This window comes from Pseudomonas sp. P97.38 (genome assembly GCF_001269745.1).
In the GTDB taxonomy this organism is placed as follows: Bacteria; Pseudomonadota; Gammaproteobacteria; order Pseudomonadales; family Pseudomonadaceae; genus Aquipseudomonas; species Aquipseudomonas chlororaphis_E.
Genome location: NZ_LHVJ01000015.1, coordinates 560,408 through 578,295, shown reverse-complemented (window position 1 = coordinate 578,295; position 17,888 = coordinate 560,408). Strand labels below are relative to the sequence as shown.

At 63.1% G+C, this 17,888-nt stretch carries 14 protein-coding genes; 9 read left to right on the top strand and 5 right to left on the bottom strand.

Features of this window, described 5'->3' with window-relative positions; all coding sequences use genetic code 11:
* The first annotated feature begins 230 nt into the window (after window positions 1-230).
* Window positions 231-1,454 carry a zinc-dependent alcohol dehydrogenase gene (locus AD664_RS12840; RefSeq protein ID WP_053147004.1) on the top strand — a complete coding sequence of 408 codons (1,224 nt, stop codon included), beginning with the start codon at window positions 231-233 and terminating at the stop codon, window positions 1,452-1,454.
* Between the two features lie 432 nt (window positions 1,455-1,886).
* Here AD664_RS12840 and treA read toward each other — a convergent pair whose 3' ends face one another.
* The 5 genes from treA to AD664_RS12815 form a co-directional block, all read right to left on the bottom strand.
* Entirely contained in the window at window positions 1,887-3,518 is a 1,632-nt protein-coding gene (gene treA / locus AD664_RS12835) for an alpha,alpha-trehalase TreA (RefSeq protein ID WP_053147002.1), read from the bottom strand.
* A 157-nt stretch (window positions 3,519-3,675) separates the two neighbouring features.
* The gene (locus AD664_RS12830; protein WP_047735549.1) at window positions 3,676-4,368 is read right to left on the bottom strand and encodes a type 1 glutamine amidotransferase domain-containing protein; all 693 of its coding nucleotides are present in this window, start codon (window positions 4,366-4,368) and stop codon (window positions 3,676-3,678) included.
* 95 nt (window positions 4,369-4,463) lie between these two features.
* Window positions 4,464-5,708: an MFS transporter gene (locus AD664_RS12825; RefSeq protein ID WP_053147085.1), complete on the bottom strand. Its 1,245-nt coding sequence runs from the start codon at window positions 5,706-5,708 to the stop codon at window positions 4,464-4,466.
* Window positions 5,709-5,932: 224 nt separating this feature from the next.
* Window positions 5,933-7,678: an OPT family oligopeptide transporter gene (locus AD664_RS12820; RefSeq protein WP_053147000.1), complete on the bottom strand. Its 1,746-nt coding sequence runs from the start codon at window positions 7,676-7,678 to the stop codon at window positions 5,933-5,935.
* 338 nt (window positions 7,679-8,016) lie between these two features.
* Complete coding sequence (locus tag AD664_RS12815) at window positions 8,017-8,982, bottom strand: LysR family transcriptional regulator (protein ID WP_053146998.1); 966 nt, start codon at window positions 8,980-8,982, stop codon at window positions 8,017-8,019.
* 313 nt (window positions 8,983-9,295) lie between these two features.
* Here AD664_RS12815 and argH point away from each other — a divergent pair, with 313 nt between their 5' ends.
* From argH to AD664_RS12775, 8 genes are all read left to right on the top strand, one after another.
* On the top strand, window positions 9,296-10,723 hold the full coding sequence (gene argH / locus AD664_RS12810; protein WP_053146996.1) for an argininosuccinate lyase: 1,428 nt from the start codon (window positions 9,296-9,298) through the stop codon (window positions 10,721-10,723).
* Between the two features lie 75 nt (window positions 10,724-10,798).
* The gene (locus tag AD664_RS12805) at window positions 10,799-11,677 is read left to right on the top strand and encodes an amino acid ABC transporter permease (protein ID WP_042729206.1); all 879 of its coding nucleotides are present in this window, start codon (window positions 10,799-10,801) and stop codon (window positions 11,675-11,677) included.
* A gap of 10 nt (window positions 11,678-11,687) precedes the next feature.
* Window positions 11,688-12,452, top strand: a complete 765-nt coding sequence (locus tag AD664_RS12800; protein ID WP_042729207.1) for an amino acid ABC transporter ATP-binding protein — start codon at window positions 11,688-11,690, stop codon at window positions 12,450-12,452.
* Between the two features lie 38 nt (window positions 12,453-12,490).
* Window positions 12,491-13,315: an ABC transporter substrate-binding protein gene (locus AD664_RS12795; RefSeq protein WP_053146994.1), complete on the top strand. Its 825-nt coding sequence runs from the start codon at window positions 12,491-12,493 to the stop codon at window positions 13,313-13,315.
* A gap of 171 nt (window positions 13,316-13,486) precedes the next feature.
* Complete coding sequence (locus AD664_RS12790; RefSeq protein WP_053146992.1) at window positions 13,487-14,335, top strand: polysaccharide deacetylase; 849 nt, start codon at window positions 13,487-13,489, stop codon at window positions 14,333-14,335.
* Window positions 14,328-15,215, top strand: coding sequence for a polysaccharide deacetylase (locus tag AD664_RS12785; RefSeq protein WP_053146990.1), 888 nt, complete (start codon window positions 14,328-14,330; stop codon window positions 15,213-15,215). Before AD664_RS12790 ends, AD664_RS12785 begins: the two co-directional genes overlap by 8 nt.
* Window positions 15,212-16,582 (top strand): MmgE/PrpD family protein, encoded by a 1,371-nt coding sequence (locus tag AD664_RS12780; RefSeq protein ID WP_053146988.1) that lies wholly within the window; start codon window positions 15,212-15,214, stop codon window positions 16,580-16,582. The genes AD664_RS12785 and AD664_RS12780 overlap by 4 nt, the downstream gene beginning before the upstream one ends.
* A 64-nt stretch (window positions 16,583-16,646) precedes the next feature.
* Entirely contained in the window at window positions 16,647-17,825 is a 1,179-nt protein-coding gene (locus tag AD664_RS12775) for an MFS transporter (protein ID WP_053146987.1), read from the top strand.
* The last annotated feature ends 63 nt before the right edge of the window (window positions 17,826-17,888 follow it).

Here is a 17,888-nt window from a genome sequence, read left to right as displayed (position 1 = left end):
GGGCAAGCCCGCTCCCACAGGGTTATTTGGTGGACTGGAGAGGTGTTTTCGCCATAGATCTCTTTGTGGGAGCGGGCTTGCTCGCGAAGAGGCCGGCAAGCCTTCAACCCACCACAAGCCCCCCAAGCCCAGGACAACCGCCAGTCCTGCGCCCACGAGATCTCTCTGAACTTCCATCCGACCTTGCGTCTCTGCCCTTTACCATCACCCGATTAAAAAGGCAGGACGTCATGAGAGCACTTACTTATCACGGCGCGCACAGCGTCAAGGTCGACACGGTCCCGGACCCGGTTCTGGTGGACAGCGACGACATCATCCTGCGTGTCACGGCAACAGCCATCTGCGGCTCGGACCTGCACCTGTATCGCGGCAAGATCCCCACGGTCGAGCATGGCGATATCTTCGGCCACGAGTTCATGGGGATCGTCGAAGAAACGGGTTCTGCGGTGACCGCCGTACAACCCGGCGACCGCGTGGTGATCCCATTCGTGATCGCCTGCGGCAGCTGCTTTTTCTGCCAGATGGATTTGTTTGCCGCCTGTGAAACCACCAACACCGGCCGCGGTGCGATCCTGAACAAGAAGTCCATTCCACCGGGAGCGGCGCTGTTCGGCTTCAGCCATCTGTACGGCGGCGTCCCCGGTGGCCAGGCCGAATATGTGCGAGTGCCAAAGGCCAACACCGGCCCGTTCAAGGTGCCGGGCACCCTCGCGGACGAGAAAGTGCTGTTCCTCTCGGACATCTTGCCCACCGCGTTTCAAGCCGTCACCAACACGGGCATCGGCAACGGTTCGAGCATCGCGATCTACGGTGCCGGGCCGGTCGGTCTGTTGAGTGCGGCGTGCGCGAGAATGTTGGGGGCCGAGCAGATTTTCATGGTCGATCATCACCCCTATCGACTGGCCTACGCACAACGCACCTACGGTGTGATTCCGATCAACTTCGATGAAGACGACGACCCCGCCGACACGATCATTCGCCAGACCCAAGGCATGCGCGGGGTCGACGGTGTAGTGGACGCGGTCGGCTTCGAAGCCAAGGGCAGCACCACCGAAACCGTGCTCGCCACATTGAAGCTCGAAGGCAGCAGTGGCAAGGCCTTGCGCCAGTGCATTGCCGCCGTGCGCCGTGGTGGGGTCGTGAGTGTGCCAGGGGTGTATTCCGGGTTCATCCACGGTTTTCTGTTTGGCGACGCGTTCGACAAAGGGCTGACCTTCAAGATGGGCCAAACCCACGTGCAGCGTTATCTTCCCGAGTTGCTCGAACACATCGAGACCGGCCGCCTGGCACCCGAGGTCATCATCAGCCATCGAATGGCCCTGGAGCAGGCGGCCGAGGGTTACAAGATCTTTGACAAAAAACAGGAAGATTGCCGCAAGGTCATCCTGACCCCCGGCGAATCAGCCATTGCGCTACCGGAAGGCGACGGCTCGGCCCTGGCGCTGGGGACCTAAAGCCGCCTCCCACAGTGTTGTTTGGTGGACTGAAAATGTGCGCCCACCACAGATCCCCTTGTGGGAGCGAGCTTGCTCGCGAAGACGATGGTCCATCCAGCACCAGAGCAAACTGACCCACCGCCTTCGCGGGCAAGCCCGCTCCCACCGGGTTGTTTGGCGGACTGGAGAGGTGTGCCCACCACAGATCCCCTTGTGGGAGCGAGCTTGCTCGCGAAGACGATGGTCCATCCAGCATCGGGGCAAACTGACCCACCGCCTTCGCGGGCAAGCCCGCTCCCACCGGGTTGTTTGGCGGACTGGAGAGGTGTGCCCACCACAGATCCCCTTGTGGGAGCGAGCTTGCTCGCGAAGACGATGGTCCATCCAGCACCAGAGCAAACTGACCCACCGCCTTCGCGGGCAAGCCCGCTCCCACCGGGAGGGTATCTGTCATTCACCTGCGCGGGCTTTGGAAGCGTTCGCTCCGTATTTTTCCAGCAACTTGAGTGTCACTCCGTTGGTCCAGCCGAAGCCGTCCTGCAACGCGTATTCACCGCCGCCACCGCCCTGCCCCTGGCCAGACACGTTGTATTTCTCCACGAGTTTGTCCTCCTTGCGGTAAAGGTTTTGGACCTGCTGGAGAAAGCGCTGGCCAATCTGCGCCGCGAGGTCGCCTTGCTGGTAGCGGTCCAGCCCTTCCACCGCCACCCACTGCAACGGCGCCCAGCCATTGGGTTCGTCCCATTGCTGGCCGTTGCTGACCTGGGTCGTGGCAAGCCCGCCAGCACGCAGCAGTCCGCCACGCACCGCCTCGGCCGTGCGCCTGGCGTGTTCGTTGGACGCCAGCCCGGTGTACAACGGGAACAGCGCCGCAGCCGTCAGGTCCGGACGCTGTCGGTCGAGCTGCCAATCGTAATCGACGTAGTAACCGCCATCGGCCTTCCACAAGTGCCGTTCGATGGCTCGCTGTCGCCGCTCGGCGCGCTGGCCGTAAGCCTGGACGCACGACACGTCGCGGAGGGTCTCGCAGCCCTTGGCGATGGTGCGTTCCAGGTGATACATGAGGCTGTTCAAGTCCACCGGCACGATAGCGGTGGTGCGTATCGTCTCCAGGCGCTTGCCGTTACCCAGCCAGCGAGAACTGAAATCCCAACCGCTTTCGGCGCCGGCGCGCAAGTCGCGCCAGACCTCCTGGCGCGTCCGGTCCGGCGCCTGGGCGGCGGTCTTGATGTCTTGCAGCCAGGACTCCTGGCGGGGCGTCGCGCTGGCGTCCCAATAGCGATTGAGCACGCTGCCGTCGGCCAGCTTGACGACATGCCGGGTGGCCGCGCCGGGCTTGAGTGCCTGCGCGCCGTCCATCCAGTAGGCGTACTCGCGTTGCAGCTGGGGAAGGTAGCGAGTGTAGGCCTGGTCGCCTTCGATGCGAGCCTGCAGCTCCACCATGTAGGCGAAGAACGGCGGCTGCGACCGGCTCAGGTAGTACGTGCGATTGCCGTTGGGGATATGACCGTAGGTGTCGATCATGTAGGCGAAGTTGTCGGTCATCTGCCGGACCTGCTCCTTGTCGCCGCTGTGTTCAAGGCCCAGCATGGTGAAATACGAGTCCCAGTAGTACATCTCGCGAAAGCGTCCGCCCGGCACCACGTAGGGCTGCGGCAGCGGCAACAGGCTGCTGTACTGTGGCACCTCGCGGTAGGTGCGGCTCAACACCGGCCAGAGCGCATCGATGTGCGCCTCGATCGGCGCGCCAGGCTTGGGCGGTGGGCTTTGCGCTTCGCCGGATTCGATGAAGTTGTCTTGGACGAAGCCCTTCAGGTCGAAACCGTCGCGGTCATGAAGGGCGAGATAATCGGCGCGGATCTTCGCGGGATCGCGCTTGGGCAGCGCATCGACGAAGTGTTTCTGGTCGGTGAAGATCCCCTGGCGCTGCACCGCTTCAAACAGCTCCGGGTATGCATGGTCAGGGGCAAGAGGGGTACGTTCCTTGGCGTCTTCATAGCTCCATGTGGCAGGCGGTTGACTCGAACAGGCGGCGCACAACAGTGCGGCGAAAGACAGGCTGGTGAAATCCATAGGTCGCATAGGCAGCTCCATCGTAGTGTCGTTCCTGACACAGGAGTGACCTGATGGACGGGTCCGGGTTCATTATAAAACCCTGGCCCGGACCACGGCGCCAAGCCGCATGTGCACGCAGCCACCGGCGCTCAGACCGTTGCCCAGCCGTTCGGCCTCGGCCGCGCTAGGCCGTCTGTTCCTGCTCCAACCGCTTGAGCAGTGCCTCGGCGACGGCCTCGGAAGACGCCGGATTCTGACCGGTGATCAGGTGTCCGTCCTCGACCACGTAGACCGCCCAATCCGCCGCCTTGGAGTACTCGCCGCCCTTGGCCTTGAGCATGTCTTCCACCAGGAACGGCACCACCTGGGTCAAGCCCACCGCGTCTTCCTCGGAGTTGGTGAAGCCGGTGACTTTCTTACCCTTGACCAGCGGCTGGCCATCGGGGGCGACGACGTTCTTGAACACGCCAGGGGCATGGCAAACGGCGGCGACAGGTTTGTTCGCGGCGTACATCGCCTCGATGAGGATCTTCGAGTCCCGGTCCTCGGCGAGGTCCCAGAGCGGACCATGGCCGCCGGGATAGAACACGGCGTCGAAGTCATAGGGATCCACTTCGCCCAGCAGCACCGTACTGGCCAAGGCAGCCTGGGCCTCGGTGTCCGTGCGGAACCGGCGGGTGGCGTCGGTCTGGGCGTCCTCTTCATTGCTCTTGGGGTCCAGCGGCGGCTGCCCACCCTGGGGAGAAGCCAGCGTGACGTCCATCCCGGCGTCGACGAACACATAGTAGGGCGCGGCGAACTCCTCCAGCCAGAAGCCGGTTTTCTTGCCGGTATCGCCCAACTGATCGTGAGATGTAAGGACCATTAGAATGTTCATCTGAACCGCTCCTCCGAAGATCAAAGGCAAGGCGCGTGTCGCCTTGCTTAAGGTTCAGAGGTTGTGTCGGGCCAGACGTTCAAATGCGAGGCCGATCATTCCATGGCCACGGCGGCCTCAGGCCGTGTTGCACGCCGTGACAGGCTGGTCTCCGGCATGGCCAACAGCAAGCCGAAGGCCAGCGCAGCAATCGCGGCAAGTGTCAGGAATGCCGCGCTGTAGCCCGCCCCTTCGACTACGAAGCCCGCCAGGCTGTTGCTCAACGCGGCGCCGAAGCCGAACACAGTGGACAGCACGCCGAGGCTGACGTTGAACCGTCCCGTGCCCTGGGTCAGGTCCTTGACCACCAGCGGAAACAGCGCGCCAAACAGCCCGGCGCCGATGCCGTCGAGCAATTGCACCGCCACCAGCCAGTAAAGATCGTCCGAAAGCACGTACAGCACGCCGCGAATCGGCAGGATCAGGAATCCGGCCAGCAGCAGTGGCTTTCGCCCCCAGATGTCGGCCTTGAGGCCCACCAGCCAGGCCATCGGCACCATCACCAGTTGCGCCGCCACAATGCACGCCGAGGTCAGCGGCGTGGCCAGGTGCGCGTTGGCCTGGGCGAGCTTCTGGCTGACCAGCGGCAGCATCGCCGCATTGGCCAGGTGGAACAGCGCGCAGCACATGGCGAAAAGCAACAGCGTGCGGTTATCCAGCAGGATCCGTAACGCCGAAGGCATCTGGCCGGTGACGGTCTGGCCGGTCTCCAGGCCGCGTGCCACGTCATGGTCGATGGCTTCGGCAGACACGCAGCTGACCGCGATGATGCTGGCCAAGGCCATCGCCGCCATCAGGTAGAACACCGCGATAGGACCGAACAGCCAGGCGCAACCACCGGCCAGCAACGCGGCGCAGGCGTTGCCCGCATGATTGAAGGTTTCGTTGCGCCCGGTCCGCCGGGTAAAGGCCTTAGCCCCGGTGATGCCCAGGGAAATGGCCGCGATGGCCGGGGCGAACACCGACGCCGCCACGGCACTGAGGGCCTGGGTCAACGCCACCAGGCCAAACGAAGACGTGAATGGCAGCACCAGGCACCCCAGCGTCACCAGCAAGGCCGCGACCGCCACCACCGCTCGCTTGCTGCGAACCCGGTCGATCAACGCGCCGGCGGGGCCCTGGGTGATGAGCCCGGCGATGGCCGCCAGGGTCATGACCATGCCGATGCTGGAGGGTTGCCATTGATGCACGGCCAATAGATAGATGGCCAGGTATGGCCCCAGCCCGTCGCGGACGTCGGCGAGGAAGAAGTTCAGGCTGTCCAGGGACAGGTTATTGCGGCGATCCAGGTGTCGATCCACGTAGGCCTCGGCAAGGGCATTGGCCCGAAGATAATTGACAGCGGCACTGACGCTCAAATGCCGCAAGCGCAAGGCGACCCTAAGGTCCCTTCTTCATTCAGTCAAACCGTCAGACGACGAGAGCGAGGCGTCATTTCATCCAGCCAACCCAGCGACTGACCCACCGCTTTCGCAGGCAAGCCCGCTCCCACAAAGAGATGACGGCGCCCCCGTGTAGGGTAGGCCTATCCTCCGTTGCCCAGCATCGCCCACAGTGACGCGCCGACCCCAGTGATACTTTCCCCGGCAATCAACCCCGCTGCCGCGCTGATGGCGAACCGTTGCGTGACGGTCGGCCAGCGGCAGCTCACCAGCCAGGTGAGCACGGCGCCGAAAGCCATCATCAACGACACCGACGCCGGCAGTACAAACGCCAGGCCCAGGGCCGCCGTGCTGGGCAGCAGCCGGGCATGGCGTTCGGGCAGCACGCTGTCGAGTATGCCCAGCAGCAAGCCGACCAGGCCGCCGACGAAAATCGCCCAACGGATGCTCGTCGACAGGGAATTCAGGCCATGGGTCAGGGTTTGCGCCACGGCTTTCCAGGTGGCGACCGCCGGAGCCGGCCACTCTTCGGAGAGCAGCATGGCCTGCGGATCCGGGATCAAGGCCAGATAGGCCAGTACCCCGACGATGCTGCCAACGAAAATCCCCAGGGTCTGGGCGATCAACTGCTTGCGCGGCGTCGCGCCGATCGCCCGGCCCACCTTGAAATCGTTCATCAGGTCGGTGCACTGTCCGGCCGAGCCGCCGGCGGTGTTGGCGCTCATCAGGTTGATCGGCACCTGCCCAGGTGCCACGATGCCGAAGCTCAGCTGTGACAGTTGCCCGATGGCCCCGATGGGCGGGATACCCGTGGCGCCGACCACCCGGGCGGCCACGGCGGCCAGGCAGATGGCCAGGGGAATGGTCAGCAAGGCCATCCACAGGTTGATGCCGAACAGCAGCGCTTGCAGGCTCACCACCAGCACAATCGCCAGCCCGAAACCGGCGGCAGGCCCCACCTTGGGCACCCGCCAGAGCGCCCCGCCACCGGCCTGGGTGGACGCGTGCAACGACCACAGGCGAATCGCCAGGGAGGCCAGCGTCGAGCAGACCATCAGACTCACGCCCGGCCACAACAACCACTCCACCAGCGCCGCGAACTGCGGACCGCTGCTGCCAGGAGGCAACTGCACCAAGCCTTGCCCCAGCAACCACGGCGCCAACCCGCCCCAGGCCAGCAACGCCCCCAGCAGCAGGCTCAGGCCGACACGAATCCCGATAATGCCGCCGAACCCCAGCAACAGCAGCGAGGGGTCAGCGGTGAAGGTCAGGCGCTCCAACTGGCCCGTCGGCGCCCAGCGTGGCAAGGCCCACATAAACGTGTCGACCCACTTGGCCAGCCCGGACACGAACGCAGCGCCAAGCAACACTTTCAAGCGCGTTGCTGCCTCATGGCCGTGATTGTAGATGTGCAACAGGGTTTCCAGCGTCGCCATCCCCTCGGGAAACTTCAGCGCCTTGTCATTGAGCAACGATGGTCGCAGGTACCAGGCAATCCAGATCCCGAGGAAACTCACCGAGAACACCCAGGCCACCATCGGCAGGGCATCCAATTGCTGCCCGGTCAGCAAGGTGTACGCCGGAATCGGCGCTACCAATCCACCGGAAATGATCGAGGCCGCGGCAGACGCCACGGTCTGGTTGATGTTGCTTTCGTGCAGCGTCCACGGCACCCCGGCGCCGGAACGCCGGGCCAGGCCTTGCCAGATGCCGTAGCCGATCAGCAGGGCAATGATCGACATGTTGAACGACCAGCCGATCTTCAACCCGGCGTACACATTGGAAGGCGTCAACAGGATCCCAAGCACGATCCCAGTCGTGACCGCTCGCAGGCTGAGCTCGCGTTGCACAGGGCTGTCGAGGGGATTCGGTGGCGAGGTGTGGAGCATGCGAATTCCTTATCGGCGATGAGACAGCACGATCACTCGGCGCGACGGCTTAACAAGTGAGCGCTGTATGCACGGAAGGTTCACACACCCCGGCAAATCCGCCTGTGGGAACGAGTTTGCTCGCGAAAGCATTGTGTCTGCCGGCCTCAATGCTGGCTGTGAAACCGACTTCGCGAGCAAGCTCGCTCCCGCAGAAGATGGAGGGTGCACGCAGCCTTGGCATCTTGCCTGTCCCACAAAAGCAACAATGAAAGAACCGCGGCACTTATTACTCGGCCCTGTTGCCCACGCGGATTATTAACGACGTACAAACCACGCCATCCAATCGCCTACACACCTTATGCGAGCGCTTTCAAATCCACGCCCAATGCCTGCGCAAAAGCCTTGACCAGCGGGCTGCGCACAGTGTTATGCCGCAGGATCAGATTGAAGGGCGTGACAATATTGATCAGGTCCGGGCGTAATGCCCGAAACTGTCCTTGGGCAACCAGGTTCGCGGCGTAATGGTGTGGCAGGAAACCCACGAACCGGCCCGTCTTGACCAGTAGCGCAACGGCTTCGACCTGGGTCGCCGAGGCCGAGAAACTGTCGTAGTGGGCAAAGCTCAATTTGTCTCGATGAATCGCGTAGCGGTGGTTGATGCACGGGTGTTCCTTGAGCACCTGGATGTCGATCTGCGCCTGCGGAACCTCGAACAACGGGTGCCCGATCGCGCAGTAAATTTCCGAGCGCTCTTCGTACAGTGGGTAATAATCGAACTCCTCGCGTTTTTGGTAGACCGGCACGATACCCGCCACCAGTCGCCCCTCGACCACGCCTCGTTCCACTTCATCCAACTGGGCGGCCTGAAGTTGAAATCTTACTTTCGGAGACTCTTCACTCATCCTTCTAATAGCTGCAACTAACGGAGAATTATCATCGGTGATCGTATTATCAATTACCCCCACACCAAGATCGCCAATAAGTTCGTTCTGAGCCGAACTAAGCCGATCTCGAAAGTTATCCACCGAGGCAAATAGATCAATTGAAGCCTGATACACCAGGCGCCCTTCCTCGGTCAGGTGAAACCCCTCGCGACCACGGGTACACAAGCGCATGCCAATACGAATCTCGAGGTCGGAGATCTGTTTGCTGATGGCGGCCAGGCCCACGTTCAGCTCATTCTGCGCGGCACTGAAGCCGCCAGCTTCGACCACTGCCTTGAACACCTTGAGCAGTTTGAAGTCCAGCCCGCTGAGCGCCAACGGCGCCCGTTGAGGCGGTCTTGGCGGCGGGTTTCCGGAATTGGAAAGTGGGGTTTCCATAATGCTTATTTACCTCTGGCGCCTTTTTCAACACGCTGTGCCCAACAACAAAAATAACGCTGGCTAATAATAATGAACACAGAAAACCAGGCTTGGCAACCGTTAATAAATTCCGTACCCGAGTGTCAACTCACTGAATTTCCGCTATTAAAAGCTGACACTTCGATCAGCGCTCTCCACTTCGCAACTGCGCTTGTCCCCTGCCCTTGAATATTGATTAAGCCGAGCCACGCCGGACCGATTTCTATCGTCCTGGCAATGCTCCGGCCAGGCAGCCCGTATCAAGTTCGCTTTACCGACGAGGAAAACAACAATGTCTCAAACCACCGACCGTCTCTGGGGTGCCCGTTTCAACAGCGGCCCATCCGAAGCCCTGGCCGCGCTCTCCCGTTGCCCCGAGCGCTATTTTCGCCTCACCCCCTACGACCTCGCAGGGTCCAAGGCCCATGCCCGGGAGCTGCAACGCGCCGGTTTGCTGAGCGAAGAAGAAACCCGAACCATGCTTGGCGCCCTCGACCAGATCGGCGCCGACTTCCGCGCCGGCAGCATTGCCCCGACCCTGGACGACGAAGACGTCCACACCTTCATCGAGCGCCTGCTCACCGAGCGCCTCGGGGCCCTGGGCGGCAAACTGCGGGCCGGCCGCTCGCGCAACGACCAGACTGCCAACGACCTGCGCCTGTTCCTGCGTGACCACGTTCGCACCCTGGCCGTGCAAGTGCTGGCGTTGCAGCAAGCTCTGGTGGCGCAAGCCGAACAGCATGTGCAAAGCATCTGCCCGGGCTTTACCCACTTGCAGCAGGCGCAACCGATTGTCTTCGCCCACCACTTGCTGGCGCACGCTCAGTCGATGCTCCGTGACGTCCAGCGTCTGGTGGACTGGGACGTACGCACTTCGCTGTCGCCTCTCGGCGCGGCAGCCATGGCCGGTTCCGCCATCGCCCGTCTGCCTCAGCAATCGGCCAAGGAAATGGGCTACAGCGGCGTGTGCGAAAACTCCATCGACGCCGTTGCCAGCCGCGACCACGTGGCTGAATTCCTGTTCATCGCCAGCATGCTGGGAATCAACATTTCCCGCCTTGCCGAGGAGTTATGCCTATGGTCGTCGCGGCAATTTCGCTGGGTCACGCTGGATGATGCCTACGCCACAGGCAGCTCGATCATGCCGCAGAAGAAGAACCCGGACATCGCCGAACTGGCGCGCGGCAAGGCTGGTCGCCTGATCGGCAACTTGACCGGCCTGCTGTCGACCCTCAAGTCCCTGCCCCTGTCCTACAACCGCGACTTGAGCGAAGACAAGAACGGCGTGCTCGACAGTGTCGACACCCTGTTGCTGGTGTTGCCAGCCATGGCGGGCATGGTCGCCACCCTGCAGGTCAATGTCGAGGAGCTACGGCGCCAGGCACCGTTGGGCTTCACCCTCGCCACGGAAGTGGCCGACTGGCTGGCCGTGCGCGGCGTGCCGTTCAAGGAGGCCCATGAAATCACCGGCGCACTGGTCAAGGCCTGTGAGAAACATGACATCGAACTGTGGGAAGCCTCTCCGGCACTGTTGGCCGAAATCGACCCACGCCTCACGCCGCAAGTGCGCGAAAGCCTGACGCTGGAAGCGGCGATTGCGGCCCGCAGCGGTTGGGGCGGCACCGCGCCGCAACAGGTGCGCGAACAGATCGGCCGGCTGAAAACCGCCCTCGCCGCGCAGCAGGCGTGGACCGAGGACTACCAAGGCTTCCGCCTCTGACCGAGGCAGGAGCGAGCTGGCTCGCTCCTGCTCCGATTGTGCTTGACCTGAAACACCAGCATTTGGAGAACCAACATGAGCCAGACACAGGCAGAGCGCCTCCAGGCGGAGCGCAAACTGGCGGAAAACCAGTTCGACATCACCCAGTACCAGCACGTCCCCCGGCGTTACTACGGGCGCATCTTCTTTGCCACCGTGATCGTCATCGCCTTGCTGGGCCTGGTGCGCGCCTTCGCCGAGGGCAAGATCGAATGGTCCTACATCGGTCAGTTCATCACTTCGCAAGCGATCCTGTGGGGCTTGTTCAACACCATCGTCATGGCGGTGCTGGCCATGGCACTGGGGATCGTGTTCGGGGTGATCACCGCCATCATGCGCATGTCGGCCAACCCGATCCTGCGCTACGTGGCGTTGACATACACCTGGCTGTTCCGTGGTACGCCGCTGATCCTGCAACTGCTGTTGTGGTTCAACCTGGCGCTGATTTTCCCCACGGTCGGCATCCCCGGGGTCTTCGAACTGGACACCGTGAGCCTGATGACACCGTTCGTGGCGGCCCTGCTCGGCTTGAGCATCAACCAGGGCGCCTACACCGCCGAGGTGGTGCGCGCCGGCCTGCTGTCGGTGGACACCGGCCAGTACGAAGCCGCCAAGTCGATCGGCATGCCGCGTCTGCAGGCGTTGCGCCGGATCATCCTGCCGCAGGCCATGCGGATCATCATTCCGCCTGTGGGCAACGAGTTCATCGGCATGGTCAAGATGACCTCCCTGGCCAGTGTCATCCAATACTCGGAACTGCTCTACAACGCCCAGAACATCTACTACGCCAACGCCCGAGTCATGGAGTTGCTGATCGTCGCCGGTATCTGGTACCTGGTCGCCGTCACGGTCCTGTCCTTCGGTCAAAGCCGCCTGGAGCGTCGTTTCGCTCGCGGCGCCGGCAAGCGTTCGTGAGGAATCGGACATGAGAAGCATCGTCAAGGCCGTGAGCCTGAACAAATACTACGACCAGTACCACGCGCTCAAGGACATCAATATCGAAGTCGAGCAAGGCGAAGTGCTGTGCATCATCGGTCCGTCCGGCTCGGGCAAGAGCACCTTGCTGCGTTGCGTCAACCAACTGGAAAAGATCGACAAGGGCGGCCTCTGGGTCGACGGCGAGCTGGTGGGTTACCGCGTGGTCGGCAACAAGCTGCATGAGCTCAACGAAACGCAGATTGCCCGCCAGCGCCTGGCCACCGGCATGGTGTTCCAGCGCTTCAACCTTTTCCCGCACATGACCGTGCTGCAGAACATCACCGAGGGGCCGTGCCAGGTGCTCAAGCGCTCGCCCAAGGAAGCCCATGAAGAGGCCCTTGAGCTGCTGGCTCGCGTCGGCCTGGCCGACAAGCGCAACAGCTACCCGATCGAACTGTCGGGCGGCCAGCAGCAACGGGTGGCGATCGCCCGCGCCCTGGCCATGCGCCCCAAGCTGATGCTGTTCGATGAACCCACTTCGGCACTCGACCCGGAACTGGTCGGTGAGGTGCTGTCGGTGATGCGCAACCTGGCGCAAACCGGCATGACCATGATCGTCGTCACCCATGAACTGGGCTTCGCTCGCGAAGTGTCCAACCGCATGGTGTTCATGGACGGCGGGCAGATCGTGGAGGCTGGAAGCCCCGAAGAAATACTAATAAGTCCGCAAAACCCACGCACCCAAAGCTTCATTTCTGCCGTTCGAACCTAAGCGCCGGTTGGCGCCACAACACTCATAAGAGAACGACCATGAAGAACTTCGTTATCCCAGCAGTACTCGCCGGCCTGATGGCTTCGAGCATCAGCTTCGCGGCCCAATTGCCCGCCAGCATCAAGGACAAGGGCGAGATCGTTGTGGCGATCATGCCCAACTACCCGCCCATGGATTTCAAGGACCCGGCCACCAACACCCTGACAGGCCTGGATTACGACCTGGGCAATGCCCTGGCCGAACGCCTGGGGGTGAAGATCAAGTGGCAGGAAACCGGCTTCGAGCAAATGATCAACGCACTGACCACCGACCGCGTGGACATGGTGCTGTCGGGCATGACCGACACCGCCGAGCGCCAGGCCAGCGTGACCTTCGTCGACTACTTCACCAGCGGCCCGCAGTTCTACACGTTGCAGAAAAACAAGGACACCAGCGAGATAACCGACCTGTGCGGCAAGAAAGTCGGCACCAGCCGCCGCACGACCTTCCCGGCGGAAATCGCGGCGTTCAGCAAGGCTCACTGCGAGGCAGCCGGTAAGCCGGCCATCGTGGTCATCGGCACCGAAGGCTCGGCGGACGCCCGCGCGCAACTGCGCCAGAGCCGTATCGACGCCGCGATGCAGGGTAGCGAGACCTTGTCTTACCTCAAGACCCAGGAAAAAGACATGTACAAGACCGTCGGCCAGCCGATTTCCGTCCAGTTCTCCGGCATGGGCCTGAGCAAGAAAAAACCGGAGTTGAGCGAGGCGGTGAAAGAGGCCTTGCAGAGCATGATCGATGACGGCAGCTACCTGGCCATCCTGAAGAAATGGGACCTGGAAATAGGCGCCATCAAGACAGTGACCATCAACGCCGGCAAATAGGCAGGTTCGCCCTGGGGTGACTGACCTGCCGCTTTCGCGAGCAAGTTCGCTCCCACAGGGCTTGGGGTATCTGTAGGTTCTGCATCCACCCAGGAACCGATTTAGGAGCGAGCAGGCTCGCTCCTAAATCGGACCCTGCGGTGTTTACCCATGAATGGTTGGAGCGTAACGATGTCCTCCTCATCCCGCCCCCTCTGGCCCACGCCTTACAAGGCTTGCCTGGCCCTGGCGTTCGACCTGGACGGCCCGACGGGCGATGCCATGCTCGACGGTTCGATCTGGCGCAAGCCCGAGTACTTCGGCTTCGGTGGCTACGGCCCTTACCGTGCGCTGCCGCGCATCCTCGACCTGCTCGACGCCTTCCAGATCCCGACGACGTTCTTCGTCCCGGCCTGGGTCGTGGAGAACTGGCCCAGGCAATGCCAGGCGATCGTCGAGCGCGGCCACGAAGTGGCGTACCACGGCTACAAGCACGAGTCCTTCTACGCCCTGACGCTGGACCAGCAGAAGGACGTGATGAAGCGCTCCCGCGAGGTGTTCCACAAGCACCTGAATATCCGCGCCGAAGGCTTTCGCACCCCCTCCGGCGATTGGCGTGCCGAAACCCCGGGCGTGTTGGTAGAGGCCGGCGTGACCTATTCCAGCAGCATGCGCGGCGATGACCGACCTTACCTGGTTAACGTGCCGGGTTTCGACACGCCCCTGGTGGAAATTCCCGGCCGCTGGGAAATGGACGACTATGCATCCCTGGCCTACACCCGCGCACCGAACTTTCCTTCAGGGCTGGACCGCACCGCCAGTTACGCACTGACCCTGGACAACTGGTGCCGCGAATACGACGGGGCCATGGACGAAGGTCTGTGCCTGACCACCCTGTTGCACCCCAAGATCATCGGCAAGCCAGGACGCATCCTCTTGCTGGAAAAACTCTTCGAACACATGCGCCAGCGCGATGACGTGTGGTTCGCCACCTGCTGCGATGTCGCCCAGTGGTGGCTGAAGGAGCATCACCATGGTTGATTCCCGTCTCTGGCCCGAGGGCTATCGCTGCGCGGTGGTAGTGACCGTCGACTACAACGACATCCACGGCATCCTCACCCAGGCGCCCGAGGTCGCTGGGCGCGACAAGACCCTGTCGGTCTGGCGCTATGGCAGCCAGCGCGGCGTCGACCGGCTGCTGGCGTTGCTGGCAGAACTTGGGATCGCCAGCAGTTGGTGCATTCCGGGCATCGTCGCCGAAGAGAACCCCGGGCATGTCAAGGCGATCCAGGCCGGCGGCCATGAGATCGCCTGCGCCGGCTATCGCCACCAGGACTACGACAACCTGTCCCTGGCCGAGCAAAGCGCCGACATCGGCAAAGGGTGCGACGCCCTCGCCTCGCTGACCGGCCAGCGCCCGGTGGGGTTTCGGATTCCAGCGGGAAATGGCGCGCCAGGGTTCAGCGAAGCGTTGCGCGACCAGGGCATCCGCTGGTCTTCGTCCTGGCGGGGCGATGACTTGCCGTTCGCTCACCAGACAGCCCCCGAGGTGATCGAGCTGCCACTGCACTACGAGCTCGAAGACGAACCGTACTTCGCCTTCAACCTCAGCCCGGCCGTGCCACCGGCGCAATCACGGATCGCCTCCTACAGTCACACGCTGGGCAACCTGCAGATGGACTTCGCCGGTTTTCACCGCTTCGGCCTCTGTTACGTACTGCGCGTGCACCCGGAGGTCATCGCCACCCCGGGGCGCATCGGCGTGTTGCGTGAATTGCTGGAAGGCATCCAGCAACATCAGGACGTGTGGATCACCACCGCCGGTGAAGTCGCGCGGTGGTGGGCCGACGCCCAGGTGCCGTTGACGGAAGATCACCCGGCGGCGGTGTACGAACGTCACTATCGGGATTACGGGGTATGAACGCATCCACTCCAGGTCACACAACGGCCCTGCAACGCCTGGCGCGATTCTGCGTCGAGACTCGCTTCGAGGATCTGCCCCCCGCCCTGGTGACCCAGGCCAAACGCCACATCATCGACACGTTCGGGGCCAGTCTCGCCGGGGCAGGCAGCGAAGTGGCGCGGCAGGCACGGGCCGTGTTTGCGGGCGAGCGTGGTCACACGCCGGTGTGGGGCACCGACACACGCGTCGGCGCCGCCCAAGCGGCCATGCTCAATGGCATCGCCGCCCATGCGCTGGAACTGGACGACACCGGCGGCTGCGATCACTCCGGCGCCGTCGTGCTCCCGGCAGTGATGGCCGCGGTGTCAATGGCGGGCCGAGAGGTGGATGGACAAACCTTCATCGTCGCCGTGGTCATTGGCTACGAAATCGGCCGCCGGGTGCTGGAAGCCTGTGGCAGTTACTCGGCACACAACGGCGCCGGCTGGCATTCCACGGCCACCTGCGGCGTGTTTGGCGCAGCGGCCGCCAGTGCGCGGATACTCGGCCTCGACACCACGCAGACCCTGTCGGCCCTGGGCATCGCGGGCAGTTTCAGCGGCGGACTCTGGGCGTTCATCCATGACGGCTCCCAAAGCAAGAAGCTGCACAGCGGTCGCGCCGCCGAAGGTGGCCTGCTGGCCGCGCGGTTCGCCCAGCAAGGCATCACCGGGCCGAGCCAACTGTTCGAGGATGTGTGGGGCGGGTTTCTCAAGACCCTGGCCGCCGAAACCGCCGCGCCCGAGGCGCTGGATCAAGACCTCGGCCAGGTCTGGAAACTCGCCCGTTGCTCGATCAAGCCTTACGCCGCCTGCCGCGGCACGCATTCGGCGATCGATGCGCTGGGCCTGCTGCTGACGCACTTGCAGATCAGCGCCGAGCAGGTCGACGACATCCACATTTCCCTGTGCGGGTTGCTCCAGGACATGTGCGGCGGGCATGCCGTCGCCAGCCTGGCCGCGGCGCAGATGAGCCTGCGCTACGCCCTCGCCGCACGACTGGTGCTGGGCCATTGTCGGCTGGAAGCCTACGACGATGCCCGGCGCAGCGACCCCCGCATCGCCCACTGGATGTCTCGCATTCGACTGGAAGTGGACCCATTGCTGTCCGAGGATGGTGAGCCCGTCGTGACGGTGCGAGCCGCGGACGGCCGACAGGCGAGCCTGTGCGTCGACATCCCATTGGGCGCACCGGGCAACCCGCTGAGCGATGAGGCCCTGGAGGAGAAATTCTTCAGCCTGGCTGGACGGGCGTTGGCACCGCGACACGCACAGGCGCTGTTGGCGCAACTGCGCCAGGTCGAGACGCTGGAATCGGTGGCGGCACTGGATCGCGGCCTGACATGAACAGGGGCAACGATACGATTACCCTCGCCCACCACCGAACCTGAATAAGGACATTTGCCTCACCGTGGCCACTTACTCCCTCGTCATTCGCCGGTTGATGATTTGCTCGCTGACCATCGTCGTCAGCCGCGCCATCACCAGCCCGCTGCTCACGCTGTTCCTGAGCACCAAGCTCGGCCTCGACCAACAGGACGTCGGCCTGCTGCTGGGCATCGCGGTGTTCATCGCCACCTTGCTGGCGCTCTACGGCGGCTACATCATCGACCGGCTGGAGAAGCGCCGGCTGCTGATTCTGGCCATGCTCTCCAGCGGCATCGGTTTCGTCTTGCTGACGTTCGCCAACAACCTCTACCTGACCACCGCCACGCTGGTGGTCACTGAAACCGCCTCGGCGCTGTTCCTGATCGGCTCGAAGGCGATTCTCAGCGAGCACCTGCCGATGGGCCAGCGGGCCAAGGCGTTTTCGCTGCGCTACACCTTGACCAACATCGGCTACGCCACGGGCCCGATGCTCGGTGTAGTGATTGCCGGGGTATACCCGACAGCGCCCTTCCTGATCGCCGGCGGCATCGCGTTCCTCAGCATTTTGCTGATGAGTGGCATCGCCAAAGACGCCGTGCAGGTGCCCGCCATCGGCCAACCCCAGAGCTTTCTCAGGACCCTGACGACGCTGAAAAACGACCGCACCTTGATCATGTTCACCTGCGGCTGCCTGTTCAGCACCGTGGTCCACGGACGCTTCACGCTGTACCTGTCGCAATACCTGTTGGTGACCCACGACGCCAAGCGCGCCCTGGAAACCATGGCGGCGCTGCTCGCCTGCAACGCCATCAGCGTGATCCTGCTGCAGTACCAGATCGGCCGGTTCCTCAAGCGCGAGCAATTGCGCCACTGGATCGCCGCCGGCACCAGCCTGTTCATCCTCGGCCTGATCGGTTTCAGCCTGGCCGATGGCTGGGTGAGTTGGTGTGTGGCGATGTTCATCTTCACCCTCGGCGAAATGATCATCTACCCGGCGGAGTTCCTATTCGTCGACACCCTGGCCCCGGAAGCGCTGCGCGGCAGCTACTACGGCGCGCAGAACCTCGCGGCGCTCGGCGGCGCCTTGAGCCCGGTGATCTGTGGCTTCCTGTTGATGCACACCCCGGCGCCGACCATGTTCTACGCCCTCTGCGCCTTGACCGCGTTGGGCGGAACGTTGTGCTACATGGCCGGTCGGCGGGTGGCGATCATGAGTCAATAGGAGCGCTGCCACCGGTAGGAACGAGCCAACTGGCGAAAGCGCAGGCCCAGCCAGAGAATAGCC